The sequence below is a fragment of the Nocardiopsis sp. iso_40 genome (assembly GCF_056173285.1).
Genome location: NZ_CM149666.1, coordinates 3,041,809 through 3,057,640, shown reverse-complemented (window position 1 = coordinate 3,057,640; position 15,832 = coordinate 3,041,809). Strand labels below are relative to the sequence as shown.

Annotated in this window: 18 protein-coding genes and 2 pseudogenes; 6 read left to right on the top strand and 14 right to left on the bottom strand. The window is 70.6% G+C overall.

Translation table 11 applies throughout. From position 1 onward, the window contains the following. Positions 1-18: 18 nt before the first annotated feature. Positions 19-1,182: an aminotransferase class V-fold PLP-dependent enzyme gene (locus AC0VYD_RS13330; RefSeq protein ID WP_475480260.1), complete on the bottom strand. Its 1,164-nt coding sequence runs from the start codon at positions 1,180-1,182 to the stop codon at positions 19-21. A gap of 198 nt (positions 1,183-1,380) precedes the next feature. Here AC0VYD_RS13330 and AC0VYD_RS13325 point away from each other — a divergent pair, with 198 nt between their 5' ends. Then, complete coding sequence (locus AC0VYD_RS13325; RefSeq protein ID WP_475475848.1) at positions 1,381-2,364, top strand: adenosine deaminase; 984 nt, start codon at positions 1,381-1,383, stop codon at positions 2,362-2,364. A 62-nt stretch (positions 2,365-2,426) separates the two neighbouring features. Here the strand turns inward: AC0VYD_RS13325 and AC0VYD_RS13320 are convergent, their stop codons facing one another. Beyond that, entirely contained in the window at positions 2,427-3,404 is a 978-nt protein-coding gene (locus tag AC0VYD_RS13320) for a DUF2332 domain-containing protein (RefSeq protein WP_475475847.1), read from the bottom strand. Positions 3,405-3,440: 36 nt separating this feature from the next. Further along, positions 3,441-4,432, bottom strand: a pseudogene (locus AC0VYD_RS13315) (GlxA family transcriptional regulator). Positions 4,433-4,652: 220 nt separating this feature from the next. Here AC0VYD_RS13315 and AC0VYD_RS13310 point away from each other — a divergent pair. Together AC0VYD_RS13310 and soxR are read left to right on the top strand one after the other, a co-directional pair. Next, entirely contained in the window at positions 4,653-5,348 is a 696-nt protein-coding gene (locus tag AC0VYD_RS13310; protein WP_475475846.1) for an ABC transporter ATP-binding protein, read from the top strand. A gap of 9 nt (positions 5,349-5,357) precedes the next feature. Continuing rightward, entirely contained in the window at positions 5,358-5,822 is a 465-nt protein-coding gene (gene soxR, locus AC0VYD_RS13305; RefSeq protein ID WP_191270008.1) for a redox-sensitive transcriptional activator SoxR, read from the top strand. 371 nt (positions 5,823-6,193) lie between these two features. Here soxR and rnhA read toward each other — a convergent pair whose 3' ends face one another. The 3 genes from rnhA to AC0VYD_RS13290 all read right to left on the bottom strand — a co-directional run bounded on the left by rnhA (position 6,194) and on the right by AC0VYD_RS13290 (position 8,559). Further along, positions 6,194-6,667, bottom strand: coding sequence for a ribonuclease HI (gene rnhA, locus AC0VYD_RS13300; protein ID WP_191270010.1), 474 nt, complete (start codon positions 6,665-6,667; stop codon positions 6,194-6,196). Positions 6,668-7,223: 556 nt separating this feature from the next. Next, the gene (locus AC0VYD_RS13295) at positions 7,224-7,835 is read right to left on the bottom strand and encodes a TetR/AcrR family transcriptional regulator (protein ID WP_475475845.1); all 612 of its coding nucleotides are present in this window, start codon (positions 7,833-7,835) and stop codon (positions 7,224-7,226) included. Positions 7,836-7,878: 43 nt separating this feature from the next. Next, positions 7,879-8,559 carry a class I SAM-dependent methyltransferase gene (locus tag AC0VYD_RS13290; RefSeq protein ID WP_475475844.1) on the bottom strand — a complete coding sequence of 227 codons (681 nt, stop codon included), beginning with the start codon at positions 8,557-8,559 and terminating at the stop codon, positions 7,879-7,881. Between the two features lie 96 nt (positions 8,560-8,655). Between AC0VYD_RS13290 and AC0VYD_RS13285 the strand changes: the two genes are divergently transcribed. Next, the gene (locus AC0VYD_RS13285) at positions 8,656-9,579 is read left to right on the top strand and encodes an NAD(P)/FAD-dependent oxidoreductase (protein ID WP_475475843.1); all 924 of its coding nucleotides are present in this window, start codon (positions 8,656-8,658) and stop codon (positions 9,577-9,579) included. 28 nt (positions 9,580-9,607) lie between these two features. Continuing rightward, positions 9,608-10,252: a hypothetical protein gene (locus AC0VYD_RS13280; RefSeq protein WP_475475842.1), complete on the top strand. Its 645-nt coding sequence runs from the start codon at positions 9,608-9,610 to the stop codon at positions 10,250-10,252. 222 nt (positions 10,253-10,474) lie between these two features. Here the strand turns inward: AC0VYD_RS13280 and AC0VYD_RS13275 are convergent, their stop codons facing one another. The 6 genes and pseudogenes from AC0VYD_RS13275 to AC0VYD_RS13250 form a co-directional block, all read right to left on the bottom strand. Then, on the bottom strand, positions 10,475-10,612 hold the full coding sequence (locus tag AC0VYD_RS13275; protein WP_475475841.1) for a hypothetical protein: 138 nt from the start codon (positions 10,610-10,612) through the stop codon (positions 10,475-10,477). Between the two features lie 90 nt (positions 10,613-10,702). Next, entirely contained in the window at positions 10,703-10,891 is a 189-nt protein-coding gene (locus tag AC0VYD_RS13270; protein ID WP_475475840.1) for a hypothetical protein, read from the bottom strand. 82 nt (positions 10,892-10,973) lie between these two features. Further along, complete coding sequence (locus AC0VYD_RS13265) at positions 10,974-11,162, bottom strand: YozE family protein (RefSeq protein ID WP_475480259.1); 189 nt, start codon at positions 11,160-11,162, stop codon at positions 10,974-10,976. Continuing rightward, positions 11,154-11,336, bottom strand: a pseudogene (locus AC0VYD_RS13260) (Tn3 family transposase); the annotation flags it as partial. The gene AC0VYD_RS13265 and the pseudogene AC0VYD_RS13260, both read right to left, overlap by 9 nt. A 156-nt stretch (positions 11,337-11,492) precedes the next feature. Further along, on the bottom strand, positions 11,493-11,927 hold the full coding sequence (locus AC0VYD_RS13255; RefSeq protein WP_475475839.1) for a nuclear transport factor 2 family protein: 435 nt from the start codon (positions 11,925-11,927) through the stop codon (positions 11,493-11,495). Between the two features lie 243 nt (positions 11,928-12,170). After that, the gene (locus AC0VYD_RS13250) at positions 12,171-12,644 is read right to left on the bottom strand and encodes an Rrf2 family transcriptional regulator (protein WP_475475838.1); all 474 of its coding nucleotides are present in this window, start codon (positions 12,642-12,644) and stop codon (positions 12,171-12,173) included. A gap of 179 nt (positions 12,645-12,823) precedes the next feature. Here AC0VYD_RS13250 and AC0VYD_RS13245 point away from each other — a divergent pair, with 179 nt between their 5' ends. Continuing rightward, positions 12,824-13,576: a hypothetical protein gene (locus AC0VYD_RS13245; protein ID WP_475475837.1), complete on the top strand. Its 753-nt coding sequence runs from the start codon at positions 12,824-12,826 to the stop codon at positions 13,574-13,576. Positions 13,577-13,617: 41 nt separating this feature from the next. On the opposite strand, the gene AC0VYD_RS13240 is transcribed toward AC0VYD_RS13245, so the two are convergent. Continuing rightward, a complete protein-coding gene (locus AC0VYD_RS13240) occupies positions 13,618-14,391 on the bottom strand; it encodes a bestrophin-like domain (RefSeq protein ID WP_475475836.1) in 774 nt (257 codons plus the stop codon). 138 nt (positions 14,392-14,529) lie between these two features. Further along, positions 14,530-15,729, bottom strand: a complete 1,200-nt coding sequence (locus tag AC0VYD_RS13235; protein ID WP_475475835.1) for an erythromycin esterase family protein — start codon at positions 15,727-15,729, stop codon at positions 14,530-14,532. Positions 15,730-15,832: the final 103 nt, after the last annotated feature.

The window sequence follows — 15,832 nt, the reverse complement described above, 5'->3', positions numbered from 1 at the left end:
AACCACCCACCGGCCCGCTCAGACCAGCCGACCCACCTCGTCCACCACCCGCCCCAACTCCTCCTCGGTGTTGTAGTAGTGCACCGAAGCCCGCACCACCGCACCCTCAACCGCACCCGACCACCGCTGCTCCCCGGGCCGGGACACCCCCGCCCGCACCCCGCGCTCACGCAACTCCCCCACCACCCAGGGCGCCTCCCGCCCAGCCACCGTGAACGTCACGATCCCCGACCGCTCCCGACCCCGATCACACACCGCCACACCCGGCACCCCCGCCAACCCCTCACGCAACAACCCGGCCAACCCACCGATGCGCTCACGAGCCCACCCCATCCCCACACCACGCGCATAACGCGCAGCCACCCCCAACCCGATCCGGGCCGCCACCGAGTGCTCAAAAGACGCGAACCCCGCCGCACCCGCCAACACCCGGTAGGAGTCCGGCCCACTCCACTCACCCCCGATGTGGTTGACCAACAACGGCTCCCCCAACCGCACCCCGTCCCGCACGTACAAAAACCCCGTCCCCCGCGGCCCCCGCAGGTACTTACGCCCGGTCCCCGAGAGCAGATCACACCCGATCCGCTCCACATCCACCTCCCACTGGCCCACCGACTGGCACGCATCCAGCAGGTACACCGCCCCGAACCGGGCACACAGCTTCCCCACCGCCTCCGCCGGATTCACCAACCCGTTGTACGTGGGCATGTGGTTGATCGCCACCAACCCCACATCCCCCCGCCCCAACTCCTCCTCCAACACACCCACATCCAGCACCCCGTCGGCATCATCAGGCACCACCTGCACCCGCACACCCCGCAAAGCCGCCATCCGCAACAACCCCACCCCGTTGCTGGCGTACTCACTGGTCGTGGTCAGCACCCGCTGCCCCGGCTCCAACACCACCGCACCCAGAGCCTGCGACCACGCCTGCGAAGCCCCCTCGAAGAACACCACCTCCCGCGGCGACGCCCCGATCAACCCCGCCACCTGCGCCGTACTCTCCTCCACCAGCCCCGCAGCCAAACCCTCGGCCTCATAACCCCCCACCCGCGACTCCAACTCCAGGTGGGACACCACCGCCCCATGCACCTGCCGCGGCACCAACGACGCCCCCGCGTTGTCCAAGAACACCAACCCCGCACACCCCGGGGTCTCCTCCCGCAGCCCGACCACATCCACCACGAACCCGCTCCTCAACAACCGGGGACCACATCTGCCCGCACCCTGCCACACCCCCGCCCCACACCACAGGGGACGCCCGCCCCCACGCACGGCCGTGTGTCCCACCCCAACCCCGCCACCGGCCCGCGCACCCCCCACCATCAGCCACAATGGCCAACAACCACCACCCACCCCACGAAAGGGCACCCGGCTGCCATGGCCATCCCCAAAGCCGAACTCCACCTGCACATCGAAGGCACCCTGGAGCCCGAACTCGCCTTCCACCTGGCCGAGCGCAACAACATCACCCTGCCCCACGCCGACATCGACGCCCTACACTCCGCCTACTCCTTCACCGACCTGCAGTCCTTCCTCGACCTCTACTACGCCCTCATGGACGTACTGCGCACCGAAGCCGACTTCCACGACCTGGCCGAGGCCTACCTGACCCGCGCCGCCGCCCAGGGGGTCCGCCACGCCGAGATCTTCTTCGACCCCCAGGCCCACACCAGCCGCGGCATCGCCCTGGACACCGTCATCAACGGCCTCACCGCCGCCCTGGACACCAGCCTGCAGCGCCACAACATCTCCACCACCCTCATCCTGTGCTTCCTGCGCGACCGCCCCGCCACCGAAGCCATGGACACCCTCAACGCCGCCCGCCCCCACCTGGACCGCATCAGCGCCGTCGGCCTGGACTCAGCCGAGGTCGGCAACCCGCCCGAGAAGTTCACCGAGGTCTTCGCCGCCGCAGCCGAACTCGGCCTGCACCGCGTGGCCCACGCCGGCGAGGAAGGCCCCGCCTCCTACATCTGGCAGGCCCTCAACCTCCTGGGCGCCGAACGCATCGACCACGGCATCCGCTGCCTGGACGACCCCGCCCTGGTCACCCACCTGGCCGCCACCCGGACCCCCCTGACGGTGTGCCCCTTCTCCAACGTGCGCCTGCGCGCCGTGCGCACCCTGGCCGAGCACCCCCTGCCCGCCCTGATGGAGGCCGGCCTGCTGGTCACCGTCAACTCCGACGACCCCTCCTACTTCGGCGGCTACGTCCACGACAACTACCTGGCACTACAGCAACACCTGGGCCTGGACCACGAACAACTGCGCACCCTGGCCCGCAACTCCTTCACCGCCTCCTTCCTGCCCGCCCAGCGCCGTGAGGCCCTCATCGCCGAAGTCGACGCCTACACCTTCTGACCCCCACACCCCGAAGGGGCCCTCGCATGGGTGCGAGGACCCCTCCGGGGTCCTCCCCCCGGTCACCGCCAGGTCAGCGACTGGCCGTGCTCACCGGTGTAGGCCACCACCCGCCCATCCACCGCCAACGTGAAGTCACCCTCCACCGGCGGCCGGGCGTGCTCCCACCCGGGAAAGGCCCGCCACCCCTCGTTGGACACCCAGCGCCCGGGCAACTCGCCCACCAAACGCTCGAACCGCGCCCGCTCGGCCGCCGACAGGTAAGCCAACACCGCGCTGTGGAAAACCACCAACGTGGCCCCCGCCGGCGCCCGAGCCACCACCTGCGGCAACACCTCCAACAAGTCCCCCGACACCAACAGCGCCGGATCGGCCGCGGCCACCGACGCCGCCGCCCGCAACCGCTCCACCCGCGCCCGCCCGACCTCCCCGGGCCAGACCAACGACTCCAACCACCGCACGTCCGACCCCTCCCCCGCATCCAACGGGTTCAGGTCCACCCCCGCCCGCCACACCACCCGCGGCGGCGCCTGGGGGACGGGCACCTCACCGCGCGTGCTGCACTCCAACAGCACCGGGCTGCCCTCGGGGCCGATCGGCTCCGCCCCGTCGAAGGAGTACCGGTACCGGTCCGGGTACAGGCACAACCCCGCCGAAGCCCCCACCTCGACCAACGCCAACGGCCCCTCGAACCCGGCCAGAACGGGCAGCAGCGCCGCACACCGACGCACCTCGTTGGTCTGGGTCCTGCGCTCCAGCACCACCTGGCGCACCGACCCCCAGCGCGCCACCAACCAGTCCCGAAACCCCTCCCAGGACCCGGTGGGCCCACCCAGGTACCGCACCGCCCCCAACAACAGGTTGGGTTGGCGCTTGTTGCCCGCAGGCAACGACGACACCAGCTCCAGCACCCGCTCGTCCCCGGCCACCCCCAAAGCGATCCGCTCATAGTCCGCCGAACCACCACGGGCACAGCTGGCCGCGAACCGCCGGTACCCCTCAGCCAACCGCTCCCGCTCCACACTCGCGTCCACGGGCACACACCCCCTCCTCAAGACAGCACGTGCGCGCAAAACCTACTCTCCGGCACAGCCGCCCCCACCCCCCGCCCCCACCCGGAACCGCTCCCGGTACTGAGCCGGCGCACACCCCAGCACCCGCACGAACGCCCGCCGCATCGCCTCATCGGTACCGAACCCACACCCCCGCGCGATCGCCGCCACCGGAGCCGACCCCTCCTCAAGACGCCTACGCGCCCACTCCACCCGCACCCGCTCCACGTACCGCCCCGGCGTACACCCCACCTGCTCAGCGAAGACCCGCGAGAACTGACGCACCGACAACCCAGCACGAGCGGCCAACACCGCCAACGACCACACCCGCCCCGGGTCGGCATCCACCAGTTGCTGCACCTGACGCACCTCGGCCCGCTCCGCCCTCTGGGTGGCCAACTGGGTGGAGAACTGCGCCTGCCCTCCGGGCCGCACCAGGAACACCACCAGGGTGCGCGCCAACCCCAACGCCACCTGCCGCCCCAGATCCTCCTCCACCACCGCCAACGCCAGATCGATCCCCGACGTCACCCCCGCCGAGGTCCGCACCCGCCCCGAGCGCACGAACACCGGATCCCGCTCCACCCGCACCCGGGGGAACTCCCGCGCCAGGCGCTCACAGTGCCGCCAGTGCGTGGTCGCCCGGACCCCCTCCAGCAGACCGGCGTGAGCGAGCACGAACGCCCCCGAACACACCGACGCCACCCTCCCCGCACGAGCGGCCAACTCCCGCACCGCCGCCACCAGCTCCGCATCCGGCTCATGAGCTCCCTCACCCCCCCCGCCACCACCAGGGTGTCCACCCGACCCACCCGCTCCAACGCCACCGAGGGCACCAACCCCACCCCGTTGGAAGAGGTCACCACCGCCCCGCCCAAGGAGGCCGTACGCACCCGGTAACGCGAACCGGGCGCCCGCGCCGCCCCGGCGAAGACCTCCAACGGCCCCGTCGCGTCCAGACTCTGCACGCCCTCGAAAACAACAATGACCACCTCGTGGTGTGTGCCGTGCTCCATACCCCCACCCCACCAGCGCCCGGGAAACGACCACAAGGTCGCGTGCCCCAACCATCCGGCCACCACCCCTCCCACCAGCGCCCGGCACACAACACCCCGCGGCCTCACGGCCCCCTCACCCGACCACGCCTACCCTTGAGGACACGAAAAGATAACGAGAACTCTCGCGCGCCCGGGACGATCCCAGGCAGGAGACAACCACCCACACGAACGGACACCCGTGAGGCTCTCCACCCGCCACCACCTACGGCACAGCACCCACACCACACCACCCGCCGCGCCTCTGCTCGAGCTTCACGACGTGTCCCTCACCCACGCCCACCACCCCCTCCTGCACCACCTCGACCTCACCATCCGACCCGGCCAACACATCGCCCTGGTCGGCCTCACCACCACCGCCGCCACCGCACTCACCCACCTGCTCAACCACACCGCCCACCCCACCCACGGACACATCACCACCCACACACCCATCCACACCACCCACCCCAACCCCACCCTCGCCCAAACCATCACCGGACACCCCCACCCCAACCCCAACGACCACCACCTGACCCACACCCTGACCACCACCCACCTGAACCCCCACCACCTCAACACCCCCCTCACCGACCTCGACCCCGCCCTGACCCCCCGCATCCACCGCGCCCGCACCCTCTACGCACACCGCACCGGAGCCCGCCTCCTGCTCATCAACCACCCCCACACCCCGACCCCACCCCCCACAGCCGACACCGCCCACCTCACCCTCACCAACCACCCCACCCTGGCCCGCACCGCCGACCGCATCCTGCTGCTCCACCACGGCCAGACCACCGAAACCGGCACCCACCGCCAACTCCTCCTCCGCGGCGGCGCCTACGCACGCCTGTACGCACGCCAAAGCACCCGGCCCCCCACCCCCACCACGCCCTAAACTGGACCCGTGCCACCCATCGCCAAGGAACTCACCGTCGGACAGGTCGCCGAACGCGCCGGAGTCGCAGTCTCCGCCCTGCACTTCTACGAACGCCAAGGCCTCATCCACAGCCGCCGCACCACCGGCAACCAACGCCGCTACCGCCGCGACACCCTGCGCCGCGTCTCCTTCATCCGCATCTCCCAACGCGTGGGCATCCCCCTGGCCCGCATCCGCGAAGCCCTCGACGAACTCCCCGAGAACCGCACCCCCACCCGCGCCGACTGGGCCGCCGTCTCCGCCCAGTGGCGCACCGAACTCGACGCACGCATCACCCAGCTCATCCGCCTGCGCGACGACCTCACCGGATGCATCGGCTGCGGCTGCCTGTCCCTGGACACCTGTGTGCTGTCCAACCCCGAGGACGAACTCGCCGCCACCGGCTCCGGACCCCGCCGCCTACTCGTGGGCCCCTTCAAGGACCAGGACTGACCCCACCCCCCGCCCGGGGGAGCAGCCTCCCGCCCCAGCGGGAGGCCCCACGCACCGGGGCGCGCCCACCCTGGAACCATGCCCACCGCACTGATCCGCACCACCCTGGCCTGGGCCGCCCCGCACACCGCCCTACGCCTGCACTGGACCCTGGCCCGCCCCCCGCGAGTGGCCCCGCGCCCTCATCGCGGCCGCGGCCACCACCACCGCCTACGGGCCCGGCTACCCCGACTGGTTCTGGTGGGTCAGCATCGGCTCCTACCTCACCTGGGGCCTGGCCCGGCCCACCTGCCCTCTCTGCCACCAGCGCTGAACCACGAAGCGGCGGCGCCCCGCCGGGCACCGCCGCTCACACCCCGCACACCGGACCGCTACAGTCCGGCGGCCTCGTCACGTCCGCGCCGGGCCAGCTCGTCGGCGCGTTCGTTGCCCTCGTCGCCGTTGTGCCCGCGCACCCACTTCCACTCCACGTCGTAGCGCGCGGCCACCTCGTCCAGGCGCTGCCACAGGTCCACGTTCTTCACGGGTTTCTTGTCCGCGGTCTTCCATCCGCGTTTCTTCCACCCGTGCACCCAGGAGGTGATGCCGTTGCTGACGTAGGAGGAGTCGGTGTGCAGCAGCACCGGTACGTCCCGCTTCAGGCTCTCCAGCGCCTGGATGGCCGCCATCAGCTCCATCCGGTTGTTGGTGGTCTGGGCCTCGCTGCCGAACATCTCGCGTTCGTGCTCTCCGTAGCGCAGCCACACACCCCACCCTCCCGGGCCGGGGTTGCCGCTGCATGCCCCGTCGGTGTAGATGACCACGCGTTCCGTCGACCCCTGGTCGACCTCGTCCCCGTTGTGCATGCCGCGCAATCTACCGCCCTCCCGGGTCACAAAAAGGCCACAAGCCCCAGGGGGAGGGCCACTTTCAGCGCCAATCGACATCAGTGGCACCCACAAAACAGCCATTAAGGACTTTCAGGCTGACCAAAGGCGCCCCCACACCCCGCCCTGCCAACCACCGCATCCGCGACCGCCGAACGCACCCGAGGACATGCCGAGGAGGACCGCACCCGTAGGTGGGGAGCGGACCAAATACGCCGGAAAGCGGCAATGGGCTGGTCAGTGGGTAGGTAGAGGACATGGGCAAGCACACCGAGATGGACAGGGGCGCCGCCGGGCGGATCCAGTCTCTCCGTCTGCTCAGCTCTCCGGTTCATCCTCGGCGCGGATGCGGTAAACGGTGGCGATCGAGGGGCGGCGCCGTGCCCGGAGGGGTCGTAGACCCCTTTCGACGGCGGCGGCCGGTTCGACGAGGCCTGGCATGTCGCAGACCGGACATGGTCCGGTGGGGGTCTCTGGTCTCTCAGAACTACTCATTTCTGAGAGCGCGGAGCGTGACGATGTTCACTAGAGGTGATCAGGGGGCTGGGTCGCTCGGTGGATGAGCGGCGACGACGCGGCGGAAGAGGGCTTGGACGGCTCCTGTGACGTCGGTGCCGGTCCGGGCGTGGTGGCAGGGGCCGGTGTAGGCGTGGGTGAGGAAGTCCGCGGTGAGTTCGGGGTCGGGGACGTCGAATTCGCCTGCCGCGTCGCCCTGCGTGAGGAAGGTGACGAGCAGGTGGCGGGCGGCGGTCATGGGCTCCTCGCCGGTGGCGCCGCCGGGTTCGTGGAAGAGCTGGTGGTAGAGCTCGTGGTGGTCCTGTTCGGCGGTGATCCAGGCGGCGACGAGGCCGTCGAGGCGTTCGGTCCAGGTCAGGCCGGACTGCTCCAGGAGAGCGGTGGGCTGCTGGAGCATGCGGTCCCACATCTGGGCCTGGAGTGCGGCCAGGAGTTCCTGTTTGGAGTCGAAGTAGAGGTAGACCGTGCCCTTGGCGACCCCGGCGCGGGCGGCGACCTTGCTGATGGTCAGGGCCTCGTAGCCGTCGGCCAGGAGCAGCGCGGCGGTGGCGTCGAGGATCTGGCGGCGACGGACGCCAGGGGGCTGGAAGCGGCCGGTGGGCTTGGCGGGGGCGGACTGGTCCGCGGGCACGGTCCCTCCTTCGTCGTCAGGTGACCGACTGACCGGTGGTCGGTCAGCCTGAGGTCTCCAGGATGTCATGCGGTTTGCGGGCGATGACGATGACCGCGTGGTCCTGGCTGGGGTGTTGGATGCGCGGGACGACCTGCCGTTCGGCGCGCACGATGTCCAGGCCGAGGCCGGTGAGGGCTTCGGTCAGTTCGGCGAGGGTGGCGAGATCGCCGGGCTTTCCCCAGTCGCAGTCCTCCTCGTTCCATTCACCGAGGGCCAGGAGCCCGCTCGGGACAAGGGCGGCGGCCAGGGCGGCCAGGGTCGCGGTGCGGGCGGGTCCGCGGGGCGGCAGCGCGTAGGAGCTGAGGGCGAAGTCGTAGGCGGTCTCGGGCTGCCAGGTGGCGCTGTCGGCGACGGCGAGTTCGACCCGGTCGTACAGGCCGCGGGCGCACGCGCTGGCGCGGGTGGAGGCCACGGCACGGGGTGCGAGGTCCACCGCAGTGACGCGCCAGCCGCGTGCGGCGAGTGCGAGGGCGTTGCCGCCGGCGCCGCAGCCCAGGTCCAGGGCCCTGCCCGGGGGGAGGTCGTCGGAGGGGGCGAGGAGCGCCAGGTCGGGGTCGGCGGTGTCGCTGCCGTCGCCGGTGTAGAGGTCATTCCACTCGAAGTCCGGGTGGAATGCGGTCTCGGGTCCGTGGGTGTGGGAGCTCTCGTGCGCGTGGCAAGCGTGGCCGGTGGTGGGGGTCACGGTTCCTCCAGTGGGAATGGGATCGATCGAATGACCGTTGGTCAGTAGTATGACCACTGGTCACTCGATCCTGTCAAGTTCCTTCGGAGGCATCTCATGGACACCACCGCCCAGTACGACACCGTGATCATCGGCGGCGGGCCCGCCGGCCTGACCGCCGCGCTGACCCTGACCCGCTACCGCTGCCGCTCCCTGGTGATCGAGTCCCCCGCCCCGCCCCGCAACGCCGTCTCGCGCGGTGTGCACGGCCTGATCGGGCTGGAAGGCGCCACACCCGAGGAGCTGCGATCTCGCGCCTGGGAGGAGCTGGACCGCTACGGGCTGGCCCAGCGGCTCGACGCCGCCGTCGACAAGATCACCCCGCTGAGAGGCGACGGCTTCACCGTGCGCACCGACGACGGGACCACGGCCTGGGCCCGCAACGTCATCCTGGCCACCGGCGTCATCGACCAGAACCCCGACGGCGTGGACGGTTTCGCCGCGTGCTGGGGCCGCACGGTGATCCACTGCCCGTTCTGTATCGGTGAGGAGAACGCCGACCGCACCTGGGCTCTGGTCGCCGACGAGCCCACCTACCTGGCCATGGCCGCCACCGCCTTCCGCGCCTGGACCGGCGACGCCATCGCCATCGCACCGCCCTGGCTGCCCGGCACCGACGAACTGCGCCGCAGCCTGCGCGAACAGGGCAGCGACCTGATCCAGGGCGAGATCACCCGCCTGCACCACACCGACGGCGACCTGCACGCCGTGGAGTTGGCCGACGGCACCCTCGTGGAACGCCAGACCCTGCTCTGGCCCCAGCCGCAGCGGCAGGTCCCGCTCGTCGAGCGCCTGGCCGCGGAGCACGGCCTGGCCCTGAGCGACGGCTACGTCACCGTGGACGACGGCCGCCAGACCAGCATCCCCGGCCTCTACGCCGCCGGCGACCTGACCGGCCAGACCTGGGAACAGGGCGCCGTTCCCGCCGTCGCCGCCGGTGCCGCCGCGGCCGACGCCATCCACTTCGCCCACCTGGCCTGACGGCCCCGACACCCCACCGGAGCCCTCCGTGACCGAGCAGGACTTCACCGACTACATCGACCGCGTCGGCAGCCACTTCGGTGCCCGCACCGCTCTCTACCAGGCCGCCGCCGCTCACACCGGAGCCCGCCGCGCCCTGTACCCCGGCAGCTACCTCGACCTCGCCCCCTCCTATGTCTGGCCCGACGTCACCTACCTCGACGCCGACGCCCGCGCCCGTAAGGCCTTCCAGGGCCCCGAGGCCACCAGCCTGGCCACCCGGCACAAGCAGTACCCCGAACACCCCCGCATCGCGTTCGTACCCGGCGACTACACCCACACCCTCGCGGAACTGCCCGCGGCCGAGTGGGACCTGGTGATCTCCCTGTACGCGGGCCCCGTCTCCGAACACGCCACCCGCTGCCTGCGCCCAGGGGGCTGGCTCCTGGCCAACAACAGCCACGCCGACGCCGGCCTCGCCCACCTCGACCCCCGCTACCGGCTCACCGCCGTCCTCCACCAGCGCTCCGGCCGCTACCGCCTCACCACCGACGACCTCGACCGCTACCTCCAGCCCAAGCACCCGCCCCACCCCACCCGCGAACAACTCCACGCCACGGGCAGAGGCACCGCCTACACCCACCCGGCCACCGCCTACCTCTTCCGCCTCCACTCCCACCCGCGCGAACGGTAGACCCGACCCGGAGGCCCATCAGAACCCGACAGGCCGGGACCTCTCCCCACCCGTACGCGCCCGACGCCCGGGCGGGGAGAGCAACGGCCCCACACCGGACGCCTGGCATGTTCACCTCACCCACTCGTAGACGCCGTCCTCCCCGGCTTCGCGGCCGTCGCCTGTGCGCGGAGGACCACGTGCAGCGCCGCCTCCTGGAACAGGCACCGCGCACCGACGCCGCTATGGAGGCCCTGGCCGAGGCCGGACTGGCAGGGCGGAGATGAGCTTGCGTGCGGTGTCCTTGAGGGCCTTGGCCAGCTCGGCGTCGACCTTGGCCACCAGGAAGGACAGGTACCGCCGCTGGGCGACCGTGGCCACTTCGCGCTTGGCCGCCTTCTTCTTGGCCTCGCTGCGTGCGCGCAGGTCCTTGCACGTCGGCGGTGAGCCGGGTCTCGTCGACGTGCTCGGTCAAGCCGGGCCGGTGAGCGCCACAAAGTTGCCGCCGTTGCGGATCACGGTCAGCCCGGCCTGCTCGACGTGGTCGCTCCAGTGGCCGCCGCACCGGCAGCGGGCGTGGTTGCAGCGCCATTTGGTGTCCAGGGCCCCGTAAACGAGCCGGTCACCGTAATGCTTGGTATCGCGCGTGAATCCTGACACGCGCCCAGTCTGGCACCGGGCGCCGCCGTGCGCCCCGGACTCAGGGGATTCGCCCCGGCGCCGGAGGCCGGCGCGGCCGACCTCACCGGGAGGACGGTTGGTTCTGGGCACTGTACTGCTCCCACGCCCGCTCCAGGACCTCGATGGCGCGCGGGATCACCCCGTGGGCGCGCATGTGGTCGCGGTAGGTGTCCAGGCTCCCCCGTCCGCGCGGCCAGGAGGGGTCGGCCAGGACCTCCCGGGCCAGATCCCCGAGGGCGGTGTCGGCCAGTACCCCGTTGTTGCCGAACCGCAGCCAGACCGAGAAGGCTTTGTAGGACTCGACCTTGTTGGTGGCCGCGGTGATCCGCGAGCGCAGCGCCGGATCGTTCAAAAAGCGCAGCAGCGCCACGGTGCGCACCGACCGGCCGACCTCGCGGAACACCTTGTAGATGCGGTTCTCTCGAAAAGGGTGACCAGGACAGACCGGTGTGGATGTGGCCCTGTTCGGCAAACACCCGTGGAACGCCCGGGTTCGCGGGACGGTACCGGCACCAGATCCGTCAGGAGTGCGGCACCCACGCCGCCACCGAGGACTCCTGGGCCGCTCCGCGAACGCGTGTTACCGCTGTGCCGATTCAGTCGGCGTCTCGAACGCCCTCTCGACGGTCAGCGTGTCCTCGTACAGGTGCATGCGGACGATCCGCTCGTCCTCGACCACCAGGTGCATGGCCGCCGGTGTGGTGAACTCCTTCCCAGTGGACACGGCGGTGTGCGTCCAGACCGCCAGCAGTACGACGTCACCGCCGTCGACGATGACCCGCTCCAGCACGACCTTGCTCCTGCCGTGCGCGAAGTGCGGCCACATCGTGGTGAAGTACGGCGCGACCTCCTCCCTGCGGGTACGACGCCCGGTCCAGGGCAGCGTGTCACTGCCGGGGACGTGCCAGTCGATCTCCTCGGCGAAGAGCTCCTGGATCCCGTCGGGGTCCTGCCTGCCGAGGTGCTCCACGAACTTCTCGGCCACGGTCCGCGAGATCTGGGTATCTGTTGCCATCGTCCTCGTCTTTTCGTTCGTATGAGGTGTGCCGGTCGGGCCTCAGCCCTGGAACGGGAAGTGCTTGCCGGTCCGCGCCCCGCCTTCGCACAGCGCCCCAGGGTCGACCGGCGCGAACCCGAGTTCCGTCTTGTCGTCCAGCTGTCCTGCGGGACTCTCCGACCTCTTGATGTAACCGTTTTTGTTACATCATTGAGCGCGGGATGCGATCCCCTCCGACCAGGGGAAGTCGACGACCCCAGGTCAGGCGGCTTTCAGGACGTCCCGCAGCACGTCCTCCAGCGTGGTCTTGGCCAACTCCCTGCGCAGGGCGGCCTCCACACCGTCGTACACGGCGGTCATCGCCGGCCCGATGCCGTGGCCCACGACGCACTCGGGGTCCGGTGCCGCGGGGTGCAGGGCGAAGACCGGCCCCGGTTCGATCGCCTGGTAGACGTCGAACAGGGTGATCGCCGCCAGGTCCCGAACGAGCATCCAGCCCGCCCCCGCCCCCCGCCGCGAATCGGCCAGGCCAGCCTTGCGCAGCTCGGCCAGCAGGCGGCGGATCACCACCGGGTTGGTGTTGACACTGGTGGCGATCTGCTCGGAGGTGGCGACCTCGTGGCCGCGCCGCTGATACAGCCCGATCCAGGTCAGGGCGTGCGCCGCGATGGTCAGTCTGCTGTTGGCGCTCACGTCGGGCTCCACCTCCCTGATCCCCTTGTTGGTCGTAACCATAGTTGTTACAACTGCTCGCGGCAAGTCCCGTGCGGCCAGAGGACCGACCGAACCCTTCCCATTGGATTTTCCGCCAGAACCACCGGGCCCCAAATGGCGGCACATCCACCCCGCCCGCCCCACAAACACAACCCATCACTCCACGTCCCCGCATGGATACGATGGGCAACATGCTCCCCTTGCGCCGTATCCCACCCGTCCTGCTGGCCCTGAGCGCGCTCCTGCTCACCTGCGGCTTCCCCTCCGCACCCGCCCTGGAGAACTATCCGCCGCCCCCACCGCCGAGCGCGGACACCGAGGACCCGGCCCCGCACGTGAGCGCGGACGAAACAGGACCGGGCGTGAGCGCGGACACCGAAACCTCCAGTGTGCAGGTGGACCACACGGGAGTCCGGATCCAGGCACCCGGCACACTGGTCGAGGTGTCCTCGGACTCCTACGTCCTGGTGTGCGCCAACGGTGTGCGGGTGGTGATCCGCAGGGACCAGGCACCGCCGTGCGAACCCCGCCCCCAGACACCGGAGCAGCCCACCCCTCCCCCACACGGGGAACAACCTCCCCAGGCACCCGAACCCGCCCCCGAGAGCCCCGCCCCCCAGGCACCGAACGACCCGGGGACCCCGGACGAACCCAGCCAGGCGCCGCCCGAACCGGCCGACCCGCCCCAAAGCCCCCCCACCACACCGCCGGACCCCGACCAGGAGCGCACCGCCGACCCCGCACAACCCTCCCCTTCCCCCTCCGCCTCCCCCACAGCTCCACCCGCAGCACAGCAGGCCGCCGGAGGACAACTGCTGGCAGACATCTCGACGCCCTCGGCGCCCCAGAGCGCCGGCGCCTTCACCCCCATGCGCACCATGGTGGTACTCATGGTCGTCATCGCCGTGACCGCCACAGGCGCGGGCCGCGCCGCCGCACGCTCGGTGAACTGACCGCACACGGCACCGAACGCCCACCCAGGCCAAGCCCCCAACTACTGGGGGTTGAGCACGGCGTCGGTCCGGTCGAACCCGGCCAGTGAGTCCTGGATCGCGCCCGCGTCGTGGGCCAGGGCGCCGTTGTACGGATTGCCCAGGTAGAACAGCAGCAAGATGGTGGAGAAGACGAACACCAGGTTGGCCGCGGCCCAGAAGTAGGCCACCGACGAACCCCGCCGGATCATGGCGAACGGCAGCACCGCCACGGCGACGGCCGACAGGGCCGCGATGGCGTTCAGAACGGGCGGTATCCCCTCACCGGCCGCATCGGCACGCTTGATCCGCGCGTCACTGAGCTCGGCGAGCTCCTGGCGCGCGGTCAGACGGTCCAGGCCGTCCCCGCTGTCGGAAACCGACAGCTCCCGCACCGACGCCGCCAGGGCAGCGAGTGCCTCCTCGCTCTCAGAGCTCAACTCACCACTGTCACGCATCAGCGGCCAGTCCTTCTCCGCAACGGCACCCATGTACGTACGCAACTGCTCACGCACCGCCCCCGCCTCGCCCTCGGGGAAGGCAGCGGTACTCCAGTACAAGGACTCGGCCGCACCCACCTCGGCGATCACCCCGTCCCCGGCTCCGGTGAAGTTCTCCCAGCCGATCACCACCCCCATCGCCGCCGAGGCGAGATAGAGCGCCAGCACACAGGGGGCGACCACGACGCTGACGGCTCCCCCCGAGGACTCGTCGTCCACGCGGAACCTTCCCACGGCCAGCAGGGCGCCGCCGACCATGGTGATCAGGACGATGAGAACGAGGAACAACGTCAGCATGTGGATTCCAGGAGGAGAGACCGTCGGGGAACGGGTCCATCCGTAGCACGCCCACGGCCGCCCCTCCGGCGGAACGTCGGAACGCCCGCAAATGTCCCCGGCGCCGAGGCCAGCACCGACACCCTCGGACCCCTGCGGCTAACCCTCCAGGGCGTCCCTGACGAACACCAGGCCCTCACTGTCCGCCAACCGGGCCGGATCCAACGGGGCGTAACCGAACCAGGGGGACTCCCTAGGCACGGGCCGCTCGCCCAGCACAGCGGCCAACCGCGGGGCGTCCACGAGACAGCTCTCCTGCGACAACCCGTACAGGAGCCCCTCAACACTCTCCACGGGCGGCACCCCCACCCCCCGGTGCCCGATCGTGCCCACGGCCGTGGCCACAAAGGCGTAGTCCCTGCCCAGACGAGCACTGACCAGCGCACCCGCGCTCCACCACCGCACCGGCCCCTGCCACATCCGCATCGTGCTCTCGGACCGCTGAAGGTGGGAGTTGTGGGCGTGCACCACCGTCGGCCCCCGCTCGGCCACGGCCAGGAGGTTGTCGGCCATCATCGCGTCCCGCACACCCAACAGCCGCCCCATCCGGCCCGGCGAGGCATCGGCCATCCAGAAGTGGTACCGCAGCAGACCGAGGGCGGTACGCCCGTACAGGCGCGCCCGCTCCCACGCCTCGCGCGAGGTCGCCGCGATCAGGTACGGACCCTGCTCGTCGAGCAGCGACACCAGGTCGTCGGCGAACGCCCGCAGCACAGCGGCCCGGTCCGAGCGCCCCACGGAGCGGGCCGGGTCCCTCATCGCGGCGGGATCGCTCCACTCCTCGTCATCGCCGAGAAGCCGCTCCAGCCTCTGCCCGGTGCAGGGCAGCAGGTCGGCCTCCACGCGGGCCGCGAGGTAGTCGTGCAGCGCGCTCAGGGCCTGTCGCGGGCTGTCCGCGCCGGTGATCTCCAGCGGGCCGTCAACACCGGCGAAGCGCAGCTGCTCCTCGGCGGCCCGTCCCTCGTTGTGGGCGCGCATCCAGCGCACCAGCTCGCGGTTGGCCGCACAGGCGCCGAACCCGTGACTGAACCCGCGCTCCATGACCTCGTCGAGAGTGCCCGCGCCCGAGGTGAGGTAGTCGTCCACGACCAGCCCCCTCATGCAGTCGCTCTCCATCGCGACCGTCCGGTAGCCCTCCTGCCCGACGAGCTGTTCCAAGAGCGCGTTGCGCAGCTCCAGCAGGCTCTCCTCGCCGTGGGCGGGCTCGCCCAGCGCGAGCAGCCGGGGCCGGCCCGGGAGCAACCCCAGGAGGGCGCCCGCATCGACCGTATGGACGGTGTCCTCAATGCCAGTAACCATACCTTCAACGCTATCGTTGAACATTCGGTTGAAACCTGACCGTGAAAAAACCAGGAGAACGAGCAGAAACCCTCAAACCGAGGATCGAACCTCCTCGGGACGT